Raw genomic sequence first — 21,832 nt, forward strand, 5'->3', positions numbered from 1 at the left:
ACTTTACGCGCAGGGCGGCACAAAGTCGTTGCGCTGATAAAAGCGTTCCAGCTCATGTGCTGCCGGCTCCTCGCCGGTAAAGGTGCGCAGGTACTCCGGTATGAAACGCATCCGGTACCAGCGGTCCTGGCCCAGGACCTGGCGTCCGGGCGCATCGAGGCGGGCATCGACAGCCATGCGGTAACGGTGGCCTCGCAGCGGAAGGGGGCCTATCAAGGCGCGAGAGGTGTCGGCGCCCGATCCGCGGCTGAAGGCGACCGAGCAGCCGGGGCATACGGCGATTCCCTACATGCTGAGCAATACCGAACTGGGCAAGGCGCTGGATGCCAACATCCGGGCGTTGCATGGCAGTGGTGAGATTGCGCGGATTCTCGAGGCCCATGGGCTGGACCGACAGGCGGCCGAGGTGGGGGCGTCGCGGCTGGTGGATTGAGTTCTCCTGTACTGGCCTTTTCGCGGGTAAACCCGCTCCCACACGATCACCACAAGCTCAAGACGGGTGCTGTACCTGTGGGAGCGGGTTTACCCGCGAAGAGGCCGGCACAGGCAAAAAAAGGCTATTGCCTTTGACGCAAGACAGAATCTCGCCATCTGGCCTTTTCACTGGCGCGCGACAGGCATAAGGTATACGCCGTTAAAAATGCCCTGGAGCTGTCATGTCCAACCGTTTCCCTTCCGTTCGTCCCCGCCGTCTGCGCCAGAACGAATCCCTGCGCACGATCTTCCAGGAAACCGAGTTCCGCCTGGAAGACCTGATCCTGCCGATCTTCGTCGAGGAAGGCATCGATGACTTCGTGCCAATCACCAGCATGCCGGGCGTCAACCGCATTCCGGAGAAATTGCTGGCACAGGAAATCGAGCGCTATGCCCGTGCCGGTATCAAGTCGGTGATGACCTTCGGCGTTTCGCACAACCTGGACGCCACCGGCAGCGACACTTGGAACGAGAACGGCCTGGTCGCGCGCATGTCGCGCATCTGCAAGGACACCGTGCCGGAAATGGTGGTGATGTCCGACACCTGCTTCTGCGAATACACCAGCCACGGCCACTGTGGCGTGCTGCACGACCATGGCGTGGACAACGACGCCACCCTGGCCAACCTGGGCAAGCAGGCGGTGATCGCCGCCGCCGCCGGCGCCGACTTCATCGCCCCGTCGGCGGCGATGGACGGCCAGGTGCAGGCCATTCGTAGCGCGCTGGACGGTGCCGGCTTCCACGACACTGCGATCATGGCCTATTCCACCAAGTTTGCTTCGTCGCTGTATGGCCCGTTCCGTGAAGCTGGCGGTACTGCGCTCAAGGGCGACCGCAAGAGCTACCAGATGAACCCGATGAACCGCCGTGAAGCGGTGCGCGAGTCGCTGCTCGACGAGCAGGAAGGGGCCGATGTGCTGATGGTCAAGCCGGCCGGTGCCTACCTCGATGTGATCGCCGACATCCGCGCCGCCTCGCGCCTGCCGCTGGCGGCGTATCAGGTGAGCGGCGAGTACGCGATGATCAAGTTCGGCGGCCTGGCCGGTGCCATCGACGAGGGCCGGGTGGTGCGTGAAAGCATTGGCGCGATCAAGCGTGCCGGTGCCGACCTGATCCTGACCTACTTCGCCATGGACCTGGCGCGCGAAGGGATCTGATCGTTTTTGCTGTGGGAGATCACCCAGCCCTGTGGGAGCGGCTTCAGCCGCGAAGAATCCAACGCGGTACATGGCACCGGCTGCGCCGGTGTTCGCGGCTAAAGCCACTCCCACAGTGTCCCTGCTAATTCAATGAGTTATGTGCAGTTCTATGAGAGCGGGTTTACCCGCGAAGAAGACACCGCGATCGATGGAACGGGCTTCGCCCGTGTTCGCGGGCAAGCCTGCTCCTCAGGGATCGCGTTAACAAGAAAAAACAAGTAAGCGCTGAATTATTTAGTGTCCCTTTGTATCTGATCCCTTAGAGCCTTCAGCGACAGGGATACAGGCATGAAATCTCGCAAGAAAAACGTCCAGCCAATCGGCTTGAAAGACATCACCATCGTCGACGATGCCAAGATGCGCAAGGCGATCACCGCCGCTGCACTGGGCAACGCCATGGAGTGGTTCGACTTCGGCGTGTATGGCTTCGTCGCCTTCGCCCTGGGCAAGGTGTTCTTCCCCAATGCCGACCCCAGCGTGCAGATGATCGCGGCGCTGGCCACCTTCTCGGTACCCTTCCTTATCCGCCCGCTGGGCGGGCTGTTCTTCGGTGCCCTGGGCGACCGCTTCGGGCGGCAGAAGATCCTTGCCGCGACCATCGTGATCATGTCGCTCAGCACCTTTGCCATCGGCCTGATACCGTCCTACGCCTCGATCGGTATCTGGGCGCCCATCCTGCTGTTGCTGGCGAAGATGGCCCAGGGCTTCTCGGTGGGCGGGGAGTACACCGGGGCGTCGATCTTCGTCGCCGAGTACGCCCCGGACCGCAAGCGTGGCTTTCTTGGCAGTTGGCTGGACTTTGGCTCGATTGCCGGCTTTGTGCTGGGGGCGGGGGTGGTGGTGCTGATTTCCACCCTGCTCGGTGATGAGAAGTTCCTGGATTGGGGCTGGCGCTTGCCGTTCTTCCTGGCCTTGCCGCTGGGCATCATCGGCCTCTACCTGCGCCATGCGCTGGAGGAAACCCCGGCGTTCCAGCAGCATGTGGACAAGCTCGAGCAGGGTGACCGCGAAGGCCTGGCCTCGGGGCCCAAGGTGTCGTTCAAGGAGGTCGCGACCCAGCACTGGCGCAGCCTGGTGACCTGTATCGGTGTGGTGATCGCCACCAACGTCACCTACTACATGCTGCTCACCTACATGCCCAGCTACCTGTCACACAACCTGCACTACAGCGAAGATCACGGCGTGCTGATCATCATCGCGATCATGGTCGGCATGCTGTTCGTGCAACCCATCATTGGCCTGATGAGCGATAAATTCGGCCGGCGCCCGTTCATCGTGGTAGGCAGCGTCGGGCTGTTCGCCCTGGCCATCCCGGCGTTCATGCTGATCAACAGCGGCGCGCTCGGGCTGATCTTCTCCGGCCTGCTGATCATCGCCGTGCTGCTGAACTTCTTCATCGGCGTGATGGCCTCGACCTTGCCGGCGATGTTCCCCACGCACATCCGCTACAGCGCCCTGGCCAGTGCCTTCAACATCTCGGTGCTGATTGCCGGCCTGACACCGACCCTCGCGGCCTGGCTGGTGGAGAGCAGCGGCAACCTGTACATGCCGGCGTACTACCTGATGGTGATTGCCGTGGTCGGCCTGGTCACCGGCCTGACCATGAAGGAAACCGCCAACAAGCCGCTGCGTGGCGCAGCGCCGGCGGCGTCGGACATCGAAGAAGCGCGCGAACTGCTGCAGGAGCACCACGACAACATCGAGCAGAAGATCGAAGACATCGACGCGCAGATCGCCGAGCTCGAGGCCAAGCGCCAGTTGCTGGTGCAACAGCACCCGCGCATCGAGTGAGGCTCAGCGCGGCATGTAGCCGCGCTGCCACGAACGTGGGATGAACCGCGACACCAGCGCCAGCAGGCAGGCCAGGGCACTACTGCCCGCCATGGCCTGCAACCCCAGATGCTGTTGCAACCAGGCACCGAGGGCGGCGCCCAGCAGCATGCCGGCCCAAGGCACCAGTTGCACCCGCCAGCCGTTGCGCTGTTCGCCCAGCAGCCAGCGCCCCAGGCCGCGGCCGAAGCGCGACAGGGCGCCGGTGACGTAGGTCAGGCCGATGGGCAGGCCGTTCACCTGTTCCACCACGGCATTGATCATGCCCATGGCCAGGGTGGCGGCCAGCAGCGCCGGGAACGTTGCGGCGAACGGCCAGCTCGCGGCGCAGGCCAGCAGCCCGGCCACCACCAGCAGCACCGGCCAGGCCCGGCGGTGAAAGCCGCGGGCCAGCAGCACGCCCAGCGCGTTGCCAGCGACGAAGCCCAGCACCGCGCCGCTCAGGCGCAGCACCAGGGCCAGGTCTGCCTGGCTGATGGCCACCGCCAGGCGCGTGGTGTTGCCGCTCATGAACGAGACGAAATCACCCAGCGCCAGCAGGCCGATGGCGTCGGTCATGCCGGCCAGCACCGATAGCCCGGCGACCAGGCCAAGGCCGACGCGGCCACGCAAAACCTGCAGGCGCAGGCGCCTGGCGGTGCGCGCGGGGAGGGCGTTGGGCAGCATGCGCAGGCTTTAGCGCGGCATTTCGCGGGCAAGCGTACTTTTGATCGTGCGCTCCACCACGTCCACCAGGACCATGGTCTGGTGGTCCACTTCGATGTTCAGCAGCTCGCCGGGCCTGTAGCTGGCGAAGGTGGTCTGGCGCAGGGTTTCCGGGATCAGGTTGATGGTCACCACGTTGTCCTCGACATCGGCGACGGTCAGGCTGCAGCCGTTGACCCCGATGAAGCCGCGCGGGAATACGTACTTGCCCCATTCAGGTGGCATGCGGAAGGTGATGAAGGCGCCGGTTTCCTTGATCGACAGCTCGACGATCTCGGCAGTGGTGGCGATATGGCCGGCCATCAGGTGGCCGCCGACTTCGGCGTTCATCTTCGCCGAGCGCTCGATGTTCACGCCTTGGCCGGCCTTGAAGTTACGCAGGTTGGTGCGTTCGAGGGTGGCGGTCATGGCGTCGAACTTCACCTGGCTGCCTTGGATTTCGGTGACCGACAGGCAGGTGCCTTCGACACTGACGCTGGCGCCGATCTTCAAATCATCGAGCAGTTCGGCGGTGAGGTCGATGGTGAACTGGTTGTGGCCCGGGTAGCTGGTCACATCAAGCAGAGGGCGGACGGCCTGGACGATGCCGGTGTACATGGAGTTGCTCCTGGGCACAAAGAGGGAAAACATCAGGAAACTATGCCCGTGGAGCATTAATTGCAAGACCGGCCTGTTCGCGGGTAAACCTGCTCCCACAGGTACGGCGCAGCCTTCAAGGCAAGTGAAAATCCTGTGGGAGCGGGCTTGCCCGCGAACAGGCCGATACAGGTTTCAGACATGCCCACTGCTGTTGACGATCCTCAGGCAAAGGGCTTCATAAGGTTCGAGGTTGACCATCAAGCGTCCATCCTCGGTCAGGTCGCCCTCGACGGTTTCATTGATCATGTCCACCACCGGCCCTGGGGTGAAGCCGGTCAATTGCAGCTCCTCGGCAATCACCTCCTGGCCGAAGTTCAAGGCACTGATCTGGATGCCACGCCCGGATGGCAGTTCATGCACCATCACCAGCAACCCCGGGCTGCGGACGTCGGGGACCAGCACCTGGCGGCTGGTGGCGATGCCGTAGGCCTGGCGCACGGCAAGCAGTTTCTTCACCTGGCTGGCGAACGACGCGGGGTTATCCAGCTGGCTGTCGAGGCTGCCATACAACGCGCGGGCTCGCGGCATGCCACGCACCGATGCTTCTGCCTCTGGGGCGAGCCCGGCCAGGTCGTAGCCACCCCGGTGGATCCAGCGGGTATCGCCATCGACCATGCGCTCGGCCACCGCCTCGGCCGGCAGCGGCAGGGCGCCGACCATGTCCCAGCCGGACAGCGCGACCACGCCCGGTTGCATGGCGTTGTACATCACCAGCAGCAGGTGCACCTTCTGGATCAGCGCGATGTCCGCCGGGCTGATCCGTTCAAGGTCGCGAATGCCCAGCGCCGCGGTGATCAGGCTGGCCGTGGTGCAGGCGATGCCGTTGGTGACGAAGCGCAGGTTGTAAGGCGCATGCTCACCCGACAGGCGTTCATAGATGTCCTCGCGGATGTGTTCACGGAGGATGCCGCCGGGCAAGGTCTGGCCCTTGTACAGGTACATGTCGTGGGCGTGCAGGGTCCAGAAGTGCACCAGCTCGACGGTCAGTTCGTCGTGGTTCTGCAGGGCGTGGATCAACGACGCCGGGTCGATGCCGAAGGCGTGCATTTCCTTGAGCATCAGGCGCAGGAATTCGGTGTCACCGGTCAGCAGGGCATGCTGGCAGGCGGGGCGGGTAATGAAGTCGTAGGACAGGTCGGCGCCGCCCTTGGACATCTGTGCGATGTCGTCGAGGGTCAGGTTCAGTTCCTGGAAGCTGAAGCCGCCAGCCTTGCGGATCATGCCGCCAATCAGCTGGTTGCCGACGATCGACAGCGGGTGGCTTTCGGACCAGGCGCTGTCGCTGGCGCGGGTCTCCACGCCGAGAAAGCCGTTGGCATCCAGGCGCAGGCCGCGGGCGCCCAGGCAGTCCAGCGCGTGCAGGGCGTCGCCGATGATCATCTGTTGGGCCGCAAAACTGGGGTCGAGCCAGTTCAGTGACGGCTGGCCTTCCTTGAAGTAGTGCAGGTACACCCAGCGCCGGGTCTTGCCGTCGACCCCGGTGATCGGCGCGGTGGCGCTCCAGTCGGTTTCCTTGACCCCGGGTTCGAAGAAGATCACCCGCTGCAACTGGCCGACGATGTAGTGGCGTTGCTTCAGCTCGTCGCACAGTGCCGGCGCGAGGTTGACCGCATCCCGGCCCGCAGGCACTTCGGGCAGCAGCGGCCAGTCTTCCTCGCGGATCTCGACCATGTGGTAGAGCCCTGGGTAGGCGCCGTGGGCCAGCTCGGCCAGGCGGAAGTCGGCGCCCTTGCCGGTATGCGAGGGGATCAGGTCGTCGATGGTCACGGCATTGTGCGCGGCGGCCATGCGGCTCATCTGAACCAGTTCCTGCTCGGAGCCGTACAGCGGGTCGATATCGAAGCTGATGCGGTCGAAGTTGCCGTCGATGCTGGGCGTGAAGTCACGCCCGCGCACGCCGCCGGATTGCTTGATCGGGCCGGTGTGCATACCTTGCACGCCGATCTCCGACAGGCGCTTCCACAGCGCTTCATGGCCCAACGCCGCCAGTACCGAGCTGCCTTCGGGGGCGATGATTGCGTCGGGGTAGACGGTCAGCCACACCGAGGCAATCTCGGTGGCGCGGCGTGGCTGGGCTTCGGCGTAGGGGTTCTGCCACAGGCGCGACTGGCCGGAGTACAGGCGAGCCCGCTCCTGCGAGGCCTTGAGCATCGAGCGGTCTTCAAGCCATTTGACGTATGACGGATCGGGCTGGGTCATTTCGCGTCCTCTTTGCGTGGCGGCACCGGCCCAAGTTATGACGGCATTGTCGGCCGATCGTTCGGCTGAAGCGTGTGTCGTCCTCTTAGCGGGTAAACCCGCGAAGAGGCCTGGCCTGCGATCAAGTATCTTCCTGGCGCTCACGCAACAGCTGGTCGATCCGCCCGGCGAACCGCTGCAGCGCTGGCAGGTGCTTCGCCACCGCCTGCTCGATACTCATTGCCTTGGCCACATACTCCAGGTTCAGGCACTCCACATTCATGGGGGGCGACTACGCCTGGTCCGACGCGTTGACGTTGCGCTACTACCATGCCGAACTGGACCAGATGTACCGCAAGGACTACTTCGGCTTCGTCGACGACCGCGCGCTGGGTGCGGGCCGCCTGAAAAGCGATTTTCGCCTGTTCGTCGCCGGTGAGGACGGCGCAGCCAAGGCCGGCAAGGTCGACAACCGCAACACCGCGCTGATGCTGACCTACGCCTGGGCCAGTCACAGCCTCGGGGCCGGCTACATGCGCCTGGACGGCGACACCGCCATGCCGTACCTGTACGGCACCGAGCCGCTGGTGATCACCGAAGGTACGCTCAGCTCGGAGTTCATCAACCCCAGAGAGCGCAGTTGGCAGGTCAAGTTCGACCAGGACTTCGCGCCGTTCGGCGTGCCGGGGCTCAAGGGCATGCTGCGCTACGTGCGTGGCGACAACATCGAACTGGCGCATCTGGGTGGCAGTGGGCTGAGCGAGAACGAGAAGGATGTGGAGCTGTCGTACGCCGTGCAGCAGGGCACGTTCAAAGGCGTGACGCTGCGCCTGCGCCATGCCTGGTATCGCAATGACTTCGCGGCGGGGGCGAGCCACCGCGATGACAACGAACTGCGGGTCAATGTGGACTATACCGTCAGGCTCTGGTGATGGCAGCCGGGTTGGCGTCAGTCCGTGCAGCGGCCTGCAGTTGTTGACGAAACCACTGCCGCAACGGATCGGCATGGGTCCGCTCATGCCAGATTTGCATCACTTCGACCTTGGGCAGGGCCAGGGGCAAGGCGTACATGCACAAATCTGTGTCACGTTCGGCGGCTTCTTCGGCGACCGAGCGCAGGCAGGTGAGCAGCAGGTCGGTGCCGCGAACGAGCCGTGTCGGCGCGAGGAAACTCGACAAGCCGGCCACTATCCGTCGACTGTGGCCAGCAGCGCGCAGGGCGCGGTCCACCAAGCAATCGAGGTCGCCGGTGAGCGTGGTCAGCAGGTGGTCGCAGGCCAGGAAGGCCTCAAGGTCGAGCCCCTGCGTCAGGCGCGGGTTGCTGCGCGATGCCAGCACCACGAAATCCTCGCTGAGCAGGCGTTGCTGATGGAAGGTGTCTGGCAGGTCGGTGTAGAAGCCTGCGATGGCCAGGTCGCAGGTCCCCTTTTCCAGGGCTTCGCGCGGCAACTGGCCGCGGGTGTTGTGGGTGATCAACACCAGGTTTGGCGCTTGGCGGCGCAGGACTGGCAAGAGCCTGGGCAGCAGGGTCTGCTCCATGAAATCGGTGCTGTACACGTGCAGGCGGGCAGGGCGGGCGAGAAAGTCCTGGCCGTCGCACCGTTCATAGAAGGCGGCCAGGCCTTCGACCAGGCGCTGCACTTCGGGAGCCAGTTCATGGGCACGTGGGGTTGCCGCCAGGCCACGTGGGGCGCGCACAAATAGCGGGTCGCCAAACTGGTGCCGCAACTTGTTGAGCTTGTGGCTCAAGGCTGGCTGGCTCAGGGCCATGCGCGCGGCCGCCAGTGTGGCGTTGCGTTCCTGATACAGCACGTGGAACAGGTACAGCAGGTTGAGATCCTTGCTAGCGATATTCATTTTATGGATCACAGAAATAAAAGCTTTCGAATTATCGAATCATAGCTGCCTGATTAGGATGGGCCCAGTTCCCTCATGACTCGATAGGTAAAACCTGATGAACAAGACGACCTCGCTGGTGCTGGCGGTGACTGGCGCATTGCTTACCGCCGCTGCCCATGCCGCGCCGAAAGGCGAAGTGCTGGTGCTGCTGTCCAGTGAAAACAGTTTGATGTTGCAGGATGGCAAGCGCTACCCGACGGGTTACTACCTCAATGAATTCGGTGTGCCCGCCGACCAGTTGCTCAAGGCTGGCTACAAGCTGGTGCTGGTCACGCCCAAGGGTAATGCGCCAAGCGTGGACGTGCGCTCGATCGATCCCCAGTACTTTGCTGGCGACGCCACGGAAATGCGGCGCATCGAGCAGGTCGTGAAGGGCCTGCCGGGCATCAACGACACCTTGTCGGTGAAGCAGGTGCTGGCCGGTGACCTTGACCGCTATGCCGGTTTGTTCATTCCCGGTGGCCATGCACCACTGATCGACCTGGCCAACAACCCTGATGTCGGGGCTTTACTGCGGCACTTCCATCAGGCCGGCAAGCCTACCGCCGCTATCTGCCACGGGCCCATCGCGCTGCTGTCGGCGCAACGCGACCCAGCCAGCTACCGGGCCGCCCTGACGCGTGGCGAGCAGCCGGCGGCCGATGACTGGGTTTACCAGGGTTATCGGATGACCATCTTCTCCGACCCGGAAGAGCAGGTGTTCGAAGCTTCGCTCAAGCCGCAGCGCCTGCAGTTCTATCCGGCCAAGGCCATGGCCGGAGCGGGCGGTCACATGACCTACGCCCAAGCCTGGCAGCCTCATGTGCTGGTGGATCGTGAACTGATCACCGGGCAGAACCCGTTCTCCGACAAGGCACTGGCCAAGGCGTTGCTGGAGAAGCTGGCTGAGCATCAGCAGGCCGACTGAGGCAACGCTAGAAGCTGTATTTGGCCGTCATCATCAGATTACGTGGCGCCCCCCAGGTATCGCCACCGTAGTCCACCGAACTGGCGACGGCCGAATAGTACTTGCGGTCGAACACGTTGTTGGCGTTGAGTTGCAGGTCGAGATGCTGACTGACCCGGTAGCCGGCCATCAGGTCGGTGACCGCATAGGCACCCTGGGCCAGCCTGTACTCACTGCCATCGGCCACGGTGAAGTCGTTGTAGATGCGGCTCTGCCAGGAAATGTTGCCACCGACCCGCAGCTTCTCCAGCGGGCCCTGGAAGTGGTACACGGTGTTCAGCTTGAACATGTGCTCCGGGGTGTCGGTATCGAAGCGCTGGTTGACATTGGCGGGGTTGGCGGCGTCCTTGATGGTGTGCGCGCGGGCATAGGTATAGCCGCCACCGATCTGCCAGTTTGGCGTCAGCGCGCCTTGCAGTTCCATGTCGATGCCCTGGCTGCGCACTTCGCCCGAAGCTTCGTAGCAGGAAGTCTGCGGGCAGTTCGCGACGAACACCTGGGTGGCACGGTTTTCCTGGTCGATGCGGAACAGCGCGATGCTGGCATTGAGCGCGCCGTCGAAGTATTCGCCCTTGATGCCGACCTCATAGTTCTTGCCCACGATCGGTTTCACCGGGGTGCCGGAGGTGTCCTTGGAGCTTTGCGGGGTGAAGATGTCGCTGTAGCTCACGTACACCGAGTGGTGGTCGTCCAGGTCGTAGATCAGGCCGGCATACTTGGTGACGTTGCGGGTGACCTTGTAATCGCCGTCGCCATCACGGTTGTCATAGTCGTACCAGTCCAGGCGCCCGCCGAGGATGAGCTTGAGCGGGTCGGCCAGGTTCAGCCGGGTGGTCAGGTACACGCCATCCTGGGTGGTGACTTCACGCTGGTTGTCGGTGTGTACGAAGTTCGGTTTACCGCCATTGAGCGGCCAGTACATGTCGTACGGGCTGTAGTTGCGGGTGTCCATGTCGTAGATGCGCTTACTGGCACCTACCACCAGTTCGTGGGTGCGCCCGAGCAGCTCGAACGGGCCGCTGACGAAGCCGTCCAGGCCGGCCTGGTTTTCCTGATGCCTGGACTGGTAGACCGTGCGTTGCAGCGGTGCCTGCAGGCCAGCCCAGCGCGACTGGTAGGACCCGGTGAAGGTCGCATCCTGTTGCGCATAGTTGGCGTTGAGCTGCAGCGTCCAGTCATTGGCCAGGCGATGGCGCAATTCGGCGAACAGGGTGTTGATCTCCTGGTCCTTGTTCTCCCAGTCGGTGCCCGGGTTGTAGGAGCGCGAGAAGCCCATGTGGTGGCCGTCGAGGGCGGTGGGCATGGCGCCCCAGAAGTAGTTGGTCTTGTCCTTCTGGTGCGAGAAACCAAGCATCAGGCTGGTGTCATCGGAGAGATCCGCCTCGGTCACCGCATAGAACAGGCCATGGTCTTCCTCGACATCATCGACAAAGCTGTTGGCGTCGCGGTAGGACGCCACCACGCGTCCGCGCAGGGTGCCGCTGTCATTTAGCGGGCTGGAGGCATCGATCTCGCCGCGGTAGTCGTCCCAGCTACCGGCGGCGCCGGTCAGGGTGACCTTCTGCTCGGCCAGTGGGCGCTTGCGCACCAGGTTGATGGCTGCCGACGGGTTGCCGGCACCGGTGACCAGGCCGGTGGCGCCGCGCACCACCTCGACCCGGTCGAACATCGCCAGGTTCGGCTGGGCGCCGACCACCCAGCCGGTATAGCCGCTGGGGATGCCGTCGTACATCAGGTTGTCGATGTTGAAACCGCGCGAGGAGTAGCTCTGCCGGCCCGGGCCGCTGGAGTAGTCGAGGAACAGGCCGGGCGTGGCCTTGACCACGTCATTGATGCTGGTCATGGCCTGGTCGTCCATGCGCTGGCGGGTGATGACGGTCACCGCCTGGGGCGTTTCACGCATGCTCAGTGGCAGCTTGGTTGCGGTGGACATGGAGCCGGTGGTGTAGGAGCCCGAGCCCTCGGTGGTGCTGCCCAACGCGTCCGAGCTGATTTCGGTGGCGCCCAGTTCCAGTGTGGTGGGGGTATCTTCGGCTACGGCTGGCGTGACAACGGCCATGCAGATGGCCATGGCGAGCAGGTTGCGGGCGGGCAGGGGGCGCGTGTGCGCGAGGGGCGACAACATGACGGGTGGGCTCCTGATGATTGCTAATGCAAGTAAATATGAGAATCGTTAGCAATCAGTTTGTCAGGATGTGTCGCGCCTTGGGAAGGTGGTATGCCAAATCCATTACAAAATTTTCACAAATCACCCGGAACGGGTAATCCGCTTGCCACGCTGGCTGGCCACCTCCAGCGCCTGCCCGTCGCGTTGCTTGCCTTGCCGCGCCAGGCCTTCCAGCTGCGGAATCAGCATCCCCTCCGGCAGGTGTCGCCAGAACCGCCCCGGCATGTGCAGGCGCAGCGCGTCGGGGTTGAGCCGGGCCGGGTTGAAGGTATGCCGGTAATAGGTACGCCACAGTTCGGCACCGGGGTCTTCGGCATTTTGTGCCCATTGCCGCCAATCGTCAGGGCAACGGCGCTGATATTCGAAAGCCTGGCCATCGAAGCGGATGCCGTCCTGTGGCGTCGCGATCAGCCAGCGCTGGCGCCCGAGGCGGTCGGCGAAGTGCGTGCTGGCGCTCTCCAGGATGTCGTGGGCGGGTTCGTGGTAAGCCACCAGGTCCAGCTGCAACTGCTCGGCCAGCGCCTCGGGCAGCGGCACGAAACGTACGAACGCATGCAGATGGTGCGCCTCGCGGCTGACCTGCTTGATACGCCGCTGCAATTCGCTGCCCAGGCGGTCACCCGCCAGCATGGCCGTACGGTCGCCGTGGGCCACGCGCCAGAGCACTTCATACAGCAGGTTCCAGCGTTGCTCGCCGCGGTAGCGTGCGGCTTGCTCCAGTTGCGTCAGCAGCGTGGCGGGCACCTTGGCGCGGAATGGGCCAGGGCCTTCGGGCAAGGGTGTGGGCAGGGCCAGCAGGTCCTGGATAGGGCCTTGCGCCCAGGTCACGTCGGCGGGGTCGATACCGTGGCCGAGCAAGGTACGGGCCTGGTTGCGCCAAGTGCCGAACTGGTCATCGCAATCGAGCGCAATCACCCCCACAGCCCCATTTGCTGCGGCGCCTGAGGTTCGCGCAGGCGCGCCCTGAGCAAGCCGCTGCGCAACTCGCCATCGGCGGGGCGGTAATCGCTGGTGATGATGAACGGCCGTGCCTTGTCCAGCACGCAGCGCAGCTGGATCAGGTCGTCGTAGCGCACGCGTCGCTCGCGGCGCAGTGCCACCAGCCGTTGCACGCTGCGCAGGCCGATGCCGGGGATGCGCGCCAGCAGCGCCGGCTCGGCGCGGTTCACATCCAGCGGAAACACCTCGCGGTTGGCCAGTGCCCAGGCCAGCTTGGGGTCGATGTCCAGTGCCAGGTTGCCGGCCTCGCCGAGCAGCTCACCGGCCTTGTAGCCATAGCCACGCAGCAGGAAGTCGGCCTGGTACAGGCGGTGTTCGCGCAGCAGTGGCGGGGCGGCCAGGGGCACGCTGCCAGGGCTGTCGGGGATCGGGCTGAAGGCCGAGTAGTACACGCGTTTGAGCCCATAACCCTGATATAGCGACTCGGCGTTGCGCAGCAGGGTGCTGTCGTCGGTGGCATCGGCGCCGACGATCACCTGGGTGCTTTGCCCGGCCGGGGTGAAACGCGGCGCTTTCGGTTCACCGGCCACGGCCTGCTGGCCCTGGTGGATCACGCCCATGGCCTGGCGGATGGTATGTGCCTGCTTTTCCGGGGCCAGGCGCTTGAGGCTGGCATCGGTGGGCAACTCGATGTTGACGCTGAGGCGGTCGGCCAGGCGCCCGGCCTCTTCGATCAGCAGCGGGTCGGCGTCGGGTATGGTCTTGAGATGGATGTAGCCACGGAAGTTGTGTTCTTCCCGCAGCAGGCGCGCCACGCGGATCAGCTGCTCCATGGTGTAGTCGGCCGAGCGGATGATGCCGGAGCTTAGGAACAGGCCACTGATGCAGTTGCGCCGGTAGAAGTCCAGGGTCAGGCGCACCACTTCCTCGGGGCTGAAACGGGCCCGCGGCACGTTGCTGGAACGGCGGTTGACGCAGTACTGGCAGTCATACAGGCAGAAGTTGGTCAGCAGCACCTTGAGCAGCGACACACAGCGGCCATCGGGGGTGTAGCTGTGGCAGATGCCCATGCCATCGGTCGCGCCCAGGCCATCGCTGCCGCGCGAGCTGCGTTTCGGTGCGCCACTGCTGGCGCATGAGGCATCGTACTTGGCGGCATCGGCGAGAATGCCGAGTTTGGCGATGAGCTGCATGGGGCTGTCTCGAAATACTGATTATTCATACAGTATTTCGAGACTTGTGCTTTTGCAAGCGCCCCGAGGCGAAAGGTCGACAGGCCTGACTTCAGGGCTTGCTGAAGCGGTAGAACAGGTTCGGCTCGCTGACGACATAGAGGTTGCCGGCGCTGTCCATGGTCATGCCTTCGGGCTGCGGGGCGTCATGCTGCAACCCACCGAGCCAGGCACGCAACGAACGGATGCTGACGAAGCGGCCATCGCCATCGAGCTCGGTGATGTTCTTCGACTGGTCGCTGAGCACCAGCAGGTGACCGGTGCGCGGGTCGTAGTAGCCGTCGGACAGGTCGGTGGCGTACACGCTGCGCTTGACCCAGTCGCGGCGGTCGCTGACCGTCAACTGCAGGGGGCCGCCGCTGAGCGCCGTGAGCATGCCGGTGATGGTGAACAGCTGCCGCGGGTCGCGCTCCTTGATGGCGAACAGGCGATCGTGCTGGCGGTCGTAGGTCACCCCCTCGAAGCCCTTGTTGCGGTGGGTCGGGTTGATGTCGAGGGTGATCCACTGTGCCTCGCTGGCGTGAATCGGCTGCGGGTGGTCGGGCAGGGTGATCACGTCCAGCCGTTGCATCTGCTCGTCGCTGATGGCCAGGCGGCCATTGCCCAGGTACGCCAGGCCTTCGGTATCTTCGAAGTCCACCAGTGGGTAGCGCGCCAGGAGGTCGCCGTCCTTGCTCAGCTCCAGCAGCTCCATGGGCACACCATTGGTGATCGCCAGCAGCCGGTCGCGGTCGTAGTCATAAGTGATGCCGGACAGGTTGGTCAGGCTTGGCTCCACCACCTTGGCGTCGATCCTCAGCTTGAAGGCCGGCAGCCAGACGTTCTGCCCGGGCGCGGTGTCACCGGTCCAGCGGTTGCTCAGGTGCGCGAAGAGTTGCTGCGGCCAGAACGAGCGCGCGGCTTCGATGCCCACCAGGGCCATGGCCAACAGCACCACCAGTGCGCTGATCTGGCCCCAGCGGTTCAAACGTCTCCACAGGTGCCGGCGTGGGGCTGGCAAGGTCTGGGTAGTCATTGTGCGAGTCCCTGTGCTGCGGTTTGCAGATTCCCGGCCCTATTGTTCCAGGCGAAGTGGTAGACCTGTGGTGGTAGCGCCGGCTGGCATTGGCCGTTGTCGGCATCGGCGCCGACCACATACCACTCGGCGCGCGAGGTATCGCCCAGCCGGTGAGCCTTGTCGGCGTTGAAGCAACGGCCCAGTTCCGTTGCCGGAATCAGGGCAAAGGCCGTGGGGTTTTGGCGTAACCAGTACACCGCCGTCTCGGGCTTGGACTGGTTGGCGAAACCGAAATGGACGATGGGTTGACGGGCAAACAGCCAGTGCCCTTCGCGCCAGTTGACCAGTACCAGCTCGGCGCCGCCGGTGGCGCGTGCGGCTTCGCTCATCAAGGTTTCGTGCGGGTTGCGGCCTTCCTTCAGGGGCTCGACGAAACCGCGTGCGAACCACAGGCAGAACCAGGCCAGGGCAATGGCGGTGAATGCTTTGCTCCAGCCGGGACGGCGCTGCAACCAGCGTTTGAGCAGCCAGGGCACCAGCGGGGCGATGGCCAGCACCAGCCCGGGCAGGGCCGGGAAAATGTAGAGCTTGCGCTTGCCGCTGCTGAGGCTGAAGAACAGCAGCACCAGGGCGACCCAGCCAAGCAGCAGCAGGAAGCGCCCATCACGCTTTTGCAGTTGCCGGCGCCAGGCCGGGACCAGCCATGGCAAGGCCAGGATCAGTGGCAGCCAGTACTGCGGGATGACCTTGACGAAGAAATACCAGAAGGGCTCGCGATGATCCCAGGCATTGGCATAACGGTTGGCGGTCTGGCGCAGGAGAATCTCCTTCAGGTAGGCCAGTTCCGCCGCACCACCGCCGTGGGCGATCGACATCAGCAGCGGCAGCAGCCACACCGCGCAGCCTGCCAGCAGCCAGACGAAACCCAGGCTCCAGCGCCCACCCTGGCCCGGGTAGGCCACCACCCCGCGCCAGCCCTTGCGCACGGCCCAGGCGTAGGGCAGCAGCATCAGCGCCGGGACAAAGCCCACGCCCTTGCTGATGATGCCAAGGCCCATGGCCGCGCAGGCCAGGTAGAACCAACCCCAGGCCGGCCCCAGCAGCAGATGGCGGACCATGCCGTAGAGGCCCAGCGCCACCCACAGGCACAGGAAACTGTCGATCTGCCCGGTACGCAGGATGCTGTAGCTCTGGTAGGTCGCCAGGAACAGCAGCGCGGCAATCACGCCGATGCGCCGGGTCCACAGGCGCCGCCCCAGGTCATGCAGCACCAGGGTGATGGTCGCCGCGGACATCAGCCCTGGCAGGTAGAGGGCGATTTTCGGCGAACCCGTCAGGTAGCTGAACAGGGCCACGGTCCACATGAACAACGGTGGCTTGTCGCCGTAGATTTCCGCCGCGCGGTGGGGGATGAACCAGTTGCCGCTCTGGAGCATTTCCAGGGCCACGCCGAGGAAGCGTTCCTCATCGACGTTCATCGGCTGGCGCCAGCCGATACCGGCACCGACCAGCAGCACCGCGAGTAAAACCAGGGCCAGGCGTTCGGCCCCAAGCGTCTTGAACCTTGGCAAGGGCTATTCCTTCTGCTCTTTGTTTCGGGCAATCAATTGCAGGTTGCGCAGGTAGACCACCAGGCCGAACGACTGGCCGATGATGAACACCGGGTCCTCGCGGTAGATGGCGTAGATCAGCAACAGGGCGCTGCCGAGCATGCTCAGGTACCAGAAACCCACCGGGATCACGCTGCGCCGCTTGAATTCGCTGTACAGCCACTGCAGGACGAAGCGGCCGGTGAACACGACCTGACCGGCGAAGCCGATGATCAGCCAGAGGGTTTCGCGGGTCATCCTTCGAGCTCCTGTGGTTGGGTGTCGAGGCGCGTGCGGCGGATCAGCCACCAGACCCCGACCAGGTCGAGGATGCCGACCAGGGCACGGTCCAGGTTGCCGTACTTGGACACCCCGGCATGGCGCGGGCGATGGTTCACCGGGTGCACCAGCATGCGGCCCTTGTGGCGCAGGATCAGCGCCGGGATGTAGCGGTGCATGTGGTCGAAATAGGGCAGGCGCAGGAAGGCGTCGCGCTCGATCAGCTTCAGGCCGCAGCCGGTGTCCGGGGTGGCGTCCTTGAGCAGGCGGCTGCGCAGGCCGTTGGCAAAGCGCGAGGCCCAGCGCTTGCTGGCGGTATCGCGGCGGTTGACGCGGTGCCCGGCCACCAGCTTGATGCCGCCGCCGAGGTCTTCGTTGCCACGCACCAGGGCGAGCATGCCGGGGATGTCGGCCGGGTCGTTCTGGCCGTCGCCGTCAAGGGTGGCCAGCCAACGGCCGCGGGCAGCTTGGGCAGCGTGCCAGATGGAGGTGCTCTGACCCAGCGAGCGGTCGTGGCGCAGGATGCGTAACTGGGTAAAGCCTTGCTGTTTGAGCTGGCGCAGCATGTTGAGCGTCTGGTCCGTGCTGCCGTCGTCGACCACCAGCACTTCATAGTGTTCAGCGACCAGTGCCGTGCGGATTTCCGCCAGCAATGCCGGCAGGTTGTCGACCTCATTCTTGGCGGGGATCAGTACCGAGAGGTCAAGTGAATCAGTCATCGAGGCTACCTGTGTTCTTGTAGTGATTGCGTGGTTCAAACCCGGTAGAAGTCCCGGTACCAGCCAACGAACGCGGCGACGCCGTGCTCCAGCGGAGTGCTCGGCGAAAAGTCGATCCAGCGCGTCAGTGAGTCCACATCCGCCCAGGTTTCCAGCACGTCACCTGCCTGCAAGGGCAGGTACTCGCGTTGGGCCTTGATGCCCAGCGCGTTCTCCAGGCACTCGACAAATGCCAGCAGGCGCACCGGCTGGCCGCGACCGATGTTGAACAGCTGGCAGGGTGGTTGCCCGGCATCAGCCCGTGGCGGCTTCTGGCGCAGGCGCACGATGCTTTCGACGATGTCGTCGATGTAGGTGAAGTCGCGCGCCATCTGGCCGTGGTTGTAGATCTCGATCGGCTTGCCGTCGAGCATCGCCCGGGTGAACTTGAACAGCGCCATGTCGGGGCGGCCCCACGGGCCATAGACGGTGAAGAAGCGCAGGCCGGTGATCGGCAGCTGGTACAGGTGCGCGTAGCTGTGCGCCATCAGCTCGTTGGCGCGCTTGCTGGCGGCATACAGCGAAATCGGTTGCTCGACAGGGTCATCGATGCTGAACGGCTGCTTGGTATTGGCGCCGTACACCGAGCTGCTGGAGGCATAGATCAGGTGACGCGGTGGGTGCTGACGGCAGGCTTCGAGGAGGTTGAGAAAACCGGTCAGGTTGGATTGCCCATAGACGGCGGGGTTGTCCAGCGAGTAGCGCACACCCGCCTGCGCTGCCAGGTGGATCACCTCGCTGAACGCCTGCCCGGCAAACAGTTGCTGCATATCGGCAGCGTTGGCGATGTCGACCGTCTGGAAGCGAAAGTTGGGGTAGGCGAGCAACTGCTGCAGGCGCGCGAGTTTGAGCTCGACGCTGTAGTAGGCATTGAGATTGTCGATGCCCACCACTTCGATGCCCGCTTCGCACAGGCGGCGCGCCAGGTGGAAACCGATGAATCCGGCCGCGCCGGTGATCAGGACGGTCATGGTTGTTTCACCTGGCCACGGCCGATGGCGTAATACGTGAGACCGGCTGCGGCCATGTGCTCGGGTTCGAACAGGTTGCGGCCGTCGAACACCACGCGGTCAGCCAGTAGCTGCGGCACACTGTCCAGGTTCAGCACGCGGTAGTCTTGCCACTCGGTGACGATCACCAGGGCATCGGCACCCACCAGGGCGTCGTCCTTGCACGGTACCAGCTGCAGATCGGGGCGCGTGCCGTAGTGCCGCTGGATCTCGTCCATGGCTTGCGGGTCGTGGGCCTGCACCCTGGCGCCAGCGGCCCACAGCGCTTCGAGCAATACCAGGCTGGAGGCTTCGCGGATGTCATCGGTGTTGGGTTTGAACGAAAGCCCCCACACGGCGAACACCTTGCCGCGCAGGCCGCCTGGGTAGTGGCGCTGGATCTTGCTGAACAGCCGGCTCTTCTGCCGCTGGTTGACCGCCTCCACGGCGCCCAGCAGCAGTGGCTCGAAGCCTTCGGCCTCGGCTGTCTTGCGCAGCGCCTGTAAGTCCTTGGGGAAGCAGGAGCCGCCAAAACCGCAGCCGGGGTAGATGAAGTCGTAGCCGATGCGCGGGTCCGAGCCGATGCCGCGGCGGACCATTTCGATGTCGGCACCCAGGTGCTCGGCCAGGTTGGCGATTTCGTTGATGAACGAAATCTTGGTCGCCAGCATGCTGTTGGCGGCGTACTTGGTCAGTTCGGCGCTGCGCGCGTCCATGACCATGATTTTCTCGCGGTTGCGGCTGAACGGCTGGTACAGCTCGCGCAGCAGTTCGACCTCTGCCGGCAGGGCGCCGCCGATGATGATGCGGTCCGGGCGCATGCAGTCATCCACTGCCGAACCTTCCTTGAGGAATTCGGGGTTGCTGATGACCTGGTAGCTTTCTGCGTCGGCCACGGCCTGGCCGATGCGTGCCTTGATGCGGTCTACCGTGCCGACCGGCGAGGTGGATTTGTTGACGATGACTTTCGGGCCATCGGCGTGTTCGAGAATGCTGTCGACCACGTTGAACACAAAGCGCATGTCGGCGCTGCCATCGGCCTGAGGCGGGGTGCCAACGGCGATGAAGTGCAATCTGGCGTGTTGCACTGCTTCACGGGCGTCGGTAGTGAAACGCAAGCGGCCGCAGGCCAGGTTTTTCTCCAGCAGCGGCGCTAGGCCGGGCTCGAAGATCGGGCAATGCCCTTCGCTGAGCGCCGCCACCCGCTCGGCGTTGATATCCATGCATAGCACCGAGTGGCCCACCTGAGCCAGGCATACCGCCTGGGTAAGGCCGACATAGCCGGTACCGAAAACCGTAACCTTCATTCAAAGCTCCATGGTGTGAACCTGTACGGGCAGTACCCCCTGCTTGCGCAGGTGCCTGAGTTTTGGCCGCAGAGATCCTTGGCGAAAAAGCTGAAAAAAAATGTCACATTTTTGTGTAAATTTTGTTACTTGAGCCCGATGTAGAAGGTCGCCTGCACCCGCACACGTTTGCGTTGCAAATAAAAGGCAAACGCATGTTCTGCGCGCACAAAAAAACGCCTGGCGCAGGCCTGGAAGTTGGGAGGGTCAAAACATGACGTGTTCGAAACCCCGGGAAGGGTTGGCACAGAGCGATAGCATAGACAGCAACTTGCGAAGTGCCAGAATGTGCGTGGGTTTTCTTAGGATAAGTTGCACTAAGCGATATCAGTTGTATGGCAGTGAATGCCAATAGGTTGTTTGAACGCACGCGAAATTTGCCGAGGGGCTAGACTGTTAACGGATATACATCCATTCATCCCACTGACCACCGCTCCCCTCGAACCGGACTTCTTCGTCGACGGTGGCCTTCTTGCAGAGGAGGGCAGGTCATGGACGAGGCAAGGCTTCATGAATTCATGGGCAAGCTGGTTGGTGACATGGGCGCTGCAGCGACCCTGGCCAATGTGATCCTCGGCGATGAGCTTGGCCTGTACCGGGCCATGGCCGACAGCCAGCCGACCAGCCCCGAGGCGCTGGCAGCAAAGACCGGTTGCCACCCACGGCTGGTGCGTGAATGGCTCAATGCTCAGGCGGCCTCTGGCTACATGGTGCATGACAAGGGCACGTTCGTTCTGCCCGAGGAGCAGGCCATGACCCTGGCGTTGGAAGACTCGCCGGCCTACATGGCCGGTGGCGCGGCGGTCATCGCCGCACTGTTCCATGACAAGGACAAGCTGGTGGCGGCGATGCGCGGCGACGGCGGGCTGGCCTGGGGTGACCATCACCCGTGCATGTTCAGTGGCACCGAGCGTTTCTTCCGGCCCGGTTACCGCACCTTCCTGGTCGCGGACTGGTTGCCGGCACTCGAAGGCGTGGTGGCCAAGCTGCAGGCCGGGGCCAAAGTAGCCGATGTCGGTTGTGGCCATGGCGCCTCGACCCTGGTCCTGGCGCAGGCGTTTCCAGCGTCTAGCTTCACAGGCTACGACTATCACGCACCGTCCATTGCCACGGCCAGCGAACGCGCGCGCGAGGCCGGGCTGGCGGGGCGGGTGAGCTTCCAGCAGGCGTCGGCCAAGGACTACCCGGGGCATGATCATGACCTGGTGTGCTTCTTTGATTGCCTGCATGACATGGGCGACCCGGTGGGTGCGGCGAAGCATGCCTACCGGGCGTTGAAAGCTGACGGCACAGTGATGCTGGTGGAGCCTTATGCCGAGGATTCGCTGGAGGGCAACCTGACGCCGGTCGGGCGCTTGTTCTATGCGGCGTCGACGTTCATCTGCACGCCTAACTCGTTGTCCCAGGAAGTGGGGCTGGGATTGGGCGCTCAAGCCGGGGAGGCGCGCCTGCGGGCGGTGTTCGAGGAGGCCGGATTCACGCAGTTCCGGCGGGCGACGCAGACGCCGTTCAACCTGATCCTGGAGGCCAGGAAATAGAGTGTATTTCTGTACTGGCCTCTTCGCGGCGGTTCGACGCCTCGATAAACCCGCTCCCACAGGGATAGCATCGCCTTCAAGGGCTGTGCAGGTCTTGTGGGAGCAACTGTCTTGTGCTGCTTGTGCCG

Annotated in this window: 19 protein-coding genes and 2 pseudogenes; 6 read left to right on the forward strand and 15 right to left on the reverse strand. The window is 63.9% G+C overall.

Annotation, left to right across the window (positions count from 1 at the left end; genetic code table 11):
* Window positions 1-3: 3 nt before the first annotated feature.
* A pseudogene (locus tag ACIPZ5_RS09475) lies at window positions 4-114 on the reverse strand (TetR/AcrR family transcriptional regulator); the annotation flags it as partial.
* Between the two features lie 112 nt (window positions 115-226).
* Between ACIPZ5_RS09475 and ACIPZ5_RS09480 the strand changes: the two are divergent.
* The 3 genes from ACIPZ5_RS09480 (at window position 227) to proP (ending at window position 3,464) form a co-directional block, all read left to right on the forward strand.
* Window positions 227-433: a hypothetical protein gene (locus ACIPZ5_RS09480; protein WP_400808024.1), complete on the forward strand. Its 207-nt coding sequence runs from the start codon at window positions 227-229 to the stop codon at window positions 431-433.
* A gap of 223 nt (window positions 434-656) precedes the next feature.
* Window positions 657-1,631, forward strand: a complete 975-nt coding sequence (gene hemB, locus ACIPZ5_RS09485; protein WP_027916845.1) for a porphobilinogen synthase — start codon at window positions 657-659, stop codon at window positions 1,629-1,631.
* A 330-nt stretch (window positions 1,632-1,961) separates the two neighbouring features.
* A complete protein-coding gene (gene proP / locus ACIPZ5_RS09490; RefSeq protein WP_261940323.1) occupies window positions 1,962-3,464 on the forward strand; it encodes a glycine betaine/L-proline transporter ProP in 1,503 nt (500 codons plus the stop codon).
* A gap of 3 nt (window positions 3,465-3,467) precedes the next feature.
* On the opposite strand, the gene ACIPZ5_RS09495 is transcribed toward proP, so the two are convergent.
* The 4 genes from ACIPZ5_RS09495 to ACIPZ5_RS09510 all read right to left on the reverse strand — a co-directional run bounded on the left by ACIPZ5_RS09495 (window position 3,468) and on the right by ACIPZ5_RS09510 (window position 7,308).
* Window positions 3,468-4,169, reverse strand: a complete 702-nt coding sequence (locus ACIPZ5_RS09495; RefSeq protein WP_400808027.1) for a YoaK family protein — start codon at window positions 4,167-4,169, stop codon at window positions 3,468-3,470.
* Between the two features lie 9 nt (window positions 4,170-4,178).
* Complete coding sequence (locus tag ACIPZ5_RS09500; protein WP_400808030.1) at window positions 4,179-4,805, reverse strand: riboflavin synthase subunit alpha; 627 nt, start codon at window positions 4,803-4,805, stop codon at window positions 4,179-4,181.
* Between the two features lie 174 nt (window positions 4,806-4,979).
* Entirely contained in the window at window positions 4,980-7,046 is a 2,067-nt protein-coding gene (gene treS / locus ACIPZ5_RS09505; RefSeq protein WP_400808032.1) for a maltose alpha-D-glucosyltransferase, read from the reverse strand.
* A 121-nt stretch (window positions 7,047-7,167) separates the two neighbouring features.
* Window positions 7,168-7,308, reverse strand: coding sequence for a hypothetical protein (locus ACIPZ5_RS09510; protein WP_343597159.1), 141 nt, complete (start codon window positions 7,306-7,308; stop codon window positions 7,168-7,170).
* On the opposite strand from ACIPZ5_RS09510, the pseudogene ACIPZ5_RS09515 reads away from it, so the two are divergent.
* Window positions 7,301-7,957: pseudogene (locus tag ACIPZ5_RS09515) on the forward strand (OprD family outer membrane porin); the annotation flags it as partial. The gene ACIPZ5_RS09510 and the pseudogene ACIPZ5_RS09515 sit on opposite strands and share 8 nt — an antisense overlap.
* On the opposite strand, the gene ACIPZ5_RS09520 reads toward ACIPZ5_RS09515, so the two are convergent.
* Window positions 7,944-8,882 (reverse strand): LysR family transcriptional regulator, encoded by a 939-nt coding sequence (locus tag ACIPZ5_RS09520; RefSeq protein WP_400808035.1) that lies wholly within the window; start codon window positions 8,880-8,882, stop codon window positions 7,944-7,946. The pseudogene ACIPZ5_RS09515 and the gene ACIPZ5_RS09520 sit on opposite strands and share 14 nt — an antisense overlap.
* A gap of 97 nt (window positions 8,883-8,979) precedes the next feature.
* Between ACIPZ5_RS09520 and ACIPZ5_RS09525 the strand changes: the two genes are divergently transcribed.
* A complete protein-coding gene (locus ACIPZ5_RS09525; RefSeq protein ID WP_400808038.1) occupies window positions 8,980-9,831 on the forward strand; it encodes a type 1 glutamine amidotransferase domain-containing protein in 852 nt (283 codons plus the stop codon).
* A 7-nt stretch (window positions 9,832-9,838) separates the two neighbouring features.
* Here the strand turns inward: ACIPZ5_RS09525 and ACIPZ5_RS09530 are convergent, their stop codons facing one another.
* From ACIPZ5_RS09530 to ACIPZ5_RS09570, 9 genes are all read right to left on the reverse strand, one after another.
* A complete protein-coding gene (locus ACIPZ5_RS09530) occupies window positions 9,839-11,995 on the reverse strand; it encodes a TonB-dependent siderophore receptor (protein WP_400808041.1) in 2,157 nt (718 codons plus the stop codon).
* A 123-nt stretch (window positions 11,996-12,118) separates the two neighbouring features.
* Complete coding sequence (locus ACIPZ5_RS09535; protein WP_400808044.1) at window positions 12,119-12,958, reverse strand: TIGR03915 family putative DNA repair protein; 840 nt, start codon at window positions 12,956-12,958, stop codon at window positions 12,119-12,121.
* On the reverse strand, window positions 12,949-14,169 hold the full coding sequence (locus ACIPZ5_RS09540) for a putative DNA modification/repair radical SAM protein (RefSeq protein WP_400808046.1): 1,221 nt from the start codon (window positions 14,167-14,169) through the stop codon (window positions 12,949-12,951). The genes ACIPZ5_RS09535 and ACIPZ5_RS09540 overlap by 10 nt, the downstream gene beginning before the upstream one ends.
* 91 nt (window positions 14,170-14,260) lie before the next feature.
* Window positions 14,261-15,223 (reverse strand): SdiA-regulated domain-containing protein, encoded by a 963-nt coding sequence (locus tag ACIPZ5_RS09545; protein WP_400808048.1) that lies wholly within the window; start codon window positions 15,221-15,223, stop codon window positions 14,261-14,263.
* A complete protein-coding gene (locus ACIPZ5_RS09550) occupies window positions 15,220-16,776 on the reverse strand; it encodes an ArnT family glycosyltransferase (RefSeq protein WP_400808051.1) in 1,557 nt (518 codons plus the stop codon). Before ACIPZ5_RS09550 ends, ACIPZ5_RS09545 begins: the two co-directional genes overlap by 4 nt.
* A 3-nt stretch (window positions 16,777-16,779) precedes the next feature.
* Window positions 16,780-17,052 (reverse strand): lipid-A-disaccharide synthase N-terminal domain-containing protein, encoded by a 273-nt coding sequence (locus ACIPZ5_RS09555; protein ID WP_261940314.1) that lies wholly within the window; start codon window positions 17,050-17,052, stop codon window positions 16,780-16,782.
* Entirely contained in the window at window positions 17,049-17,792 is a 744-nt protein-coding gene (locus ACIPZ5_RS09560; protein ID WP_400808053.1) for a glycosyltransferase family 2 protein, read from the reverse strand. The genes ACIPZ5_RS09555 and ACIPZ5_RS09560 overlap by 4 nt, the downstream gene beginning before the upstream one ends.
* A gap of 35 nt (window positions 17,793-17,827) precedes the next feature.
* Window positions 17,828-18,802 (reverse strand): NAD-dependent epimerase, encoded by a 975-nt coding sequence (locus tag ACIPZ5_RS09565; protein ID WP_343597005.1) that lies wholly within the window; start codon window positions 18,800-18,802, stop codon window positions 17,828-17,830.
* The gene (locus ACIPZ5_RS09570) at window positions 18,799-20,127 is read right to left on the reverse strand and encodes a UDP-glucose dehydrogenase family protein (protein ID WP_400808056.1); all 1,329 of its coding nucleotides are present in this window, start codon (window positions 20,125-20,127) and stop codon (window positions 18,799-18,801) included. Before ACIPZ5_RS09570 ends, ACIPZ5_RS09565 begins: the two co-directional genes overlap by 4 nt.
* A 530-nt stretch (window positions 20,128-20,657) precedes the next feature.
* Here ACIPZ5_RS09570 and ACIPZ5_RS09575 point away from each other — a divergent pair.
* Window positions 20,658-21,704 (forward strand): class I SAM-dependent methyltransferase, encoded by a 1,047-nt coding sequence (locus tag ACIPZ5_RS09575; protein WP_313712686.1) that lies wholly within the window; start codon window positions 20,658-20,660, stop codon window positions 21,702-21,704.
* The last annotated feature ends 128 nt before the right edge of the window (window positions 21,705-21,832 follow it).

The sequence above is a fragment of the Pseudomonas sp. NPDC089428 genome (assembly GCF_044749325.1).
Taxonomy (GTDB): Bacteria; Pseudomonadota; Gammaproteobacteria; order Pseudomonadales; family Pseudomonadaceae; genus Aquipseudomonas.

Coding starts and splice junctions, on each gene's coding strand:
- hemB (WP_027916845.1), top strand. CDS start 657: ATGTCCAACCGTTTCCCTTCCGTTCGTCCCCGCCGTCTGCGCCAGAAC.
- proP (WP_261940323.1), top strand. CDS start 1,962: ATGAAATCTCGCAAGAAAAACGTCCAGCCAATCGGCTTGAAAGACATC.
- ACIPZ5_RS09495 (WP_400808027.1), bottom strand. CDS start 4,169: ATGCTGCCCAACGCCCTCCCCGCGCGCACCGCCAGGCGCCTGCGCCTG.
- ACIPZ5_RS09500 (WP_400808030.1), bottom strand. CDS start 4,805: ATGTACACCGGCATCGTCCAGGCCGTCCGCCCTCTGCTTGATGTGACC.
- treS (WP_400808032.1), bottom strand. CDS start 7,046: ATGACCCAGCCCGATCCGTCATACGTCAAATGGCTTGAAGACCGCTCG.
- ACIPZ5_RS09510 (WP_343597159.1), bottom strand. CDS start 7,308: ATGAATGTGGAGTGCCTGAACCTGGAGTATGTGGCCAAGGCAATGAGT.
- ACIPZ5_RS09520 (WP_400808035.1), bottom strand. CDS start 8,882: ATGAATATCGCTAGCAAGGATCTCAACCTGCTGTACCTGTTCCACGTG.
- ACIPZ5_RS09525 (WP_400808038.1), top strand. CDS start 8,980: ATGAACAAGACGACCTCGCTGGTGCTGGCGGTGACTGGCGCATTGCTT.
- ACIPZ5_RS09530 (WP_400808041.1), bottom strand. CDS start 11,995: ATGTTGTCGCCCCTCGCGCACACGCGCCCCCTGCCCGCCCGCAACCTG.
- ACIPZ5_RS09540 (WP_400808046.1), bottom strand. CDS start 14,169: ATGCAGCTCATCGCCAAACTCGGCATTCTCGCCGATGCCGCCAAGTAC.
- ACIPZ5_RS09545 (WP_400808048.1), bottom strand. CDS start 15,223: ATGACTACCCAGACCTTGCCAGCCCCACGCCGGCACCTGTGGAGACGT.
- ACIPZ5_RS09555 (WP_261940314.1), bottom strand. CDS start 17,052: ATGACCCGCGAAACCCTCTGGCTGATCATCGGCTTCGCCGGTCAGGTC.
- ACIPZ5_RS09560 (WP_400808053.1), bottom strand. CDS start 17,792: ATGACTGATTCACTTGACCTCTCGGTACTGATCCCCGCCAAGAATGAG.
- ACIPZ5_RS09565 (WP_343597005.1), bottom strand. CDS start 18,802: ATGACCGTCCTGATCACCGGCGCGGCCGGATTCATCGGTTTCCACCTG.
- ACIPZ5_RS09570 (WP_400808056.1), bottom strand. CDS start 20,127: ATGAAGGTTACGGTTTTCGGTACCGGCTATGTCGGCCTTACCCAGGCG.
- ACIPZ5_RS09575 (WP_313712686.1), top strand. CDS start 20,658: ATGGACGAGGCAAGGCTTCATGAATTCATGGGCAAGCTGGTTGGTGAC.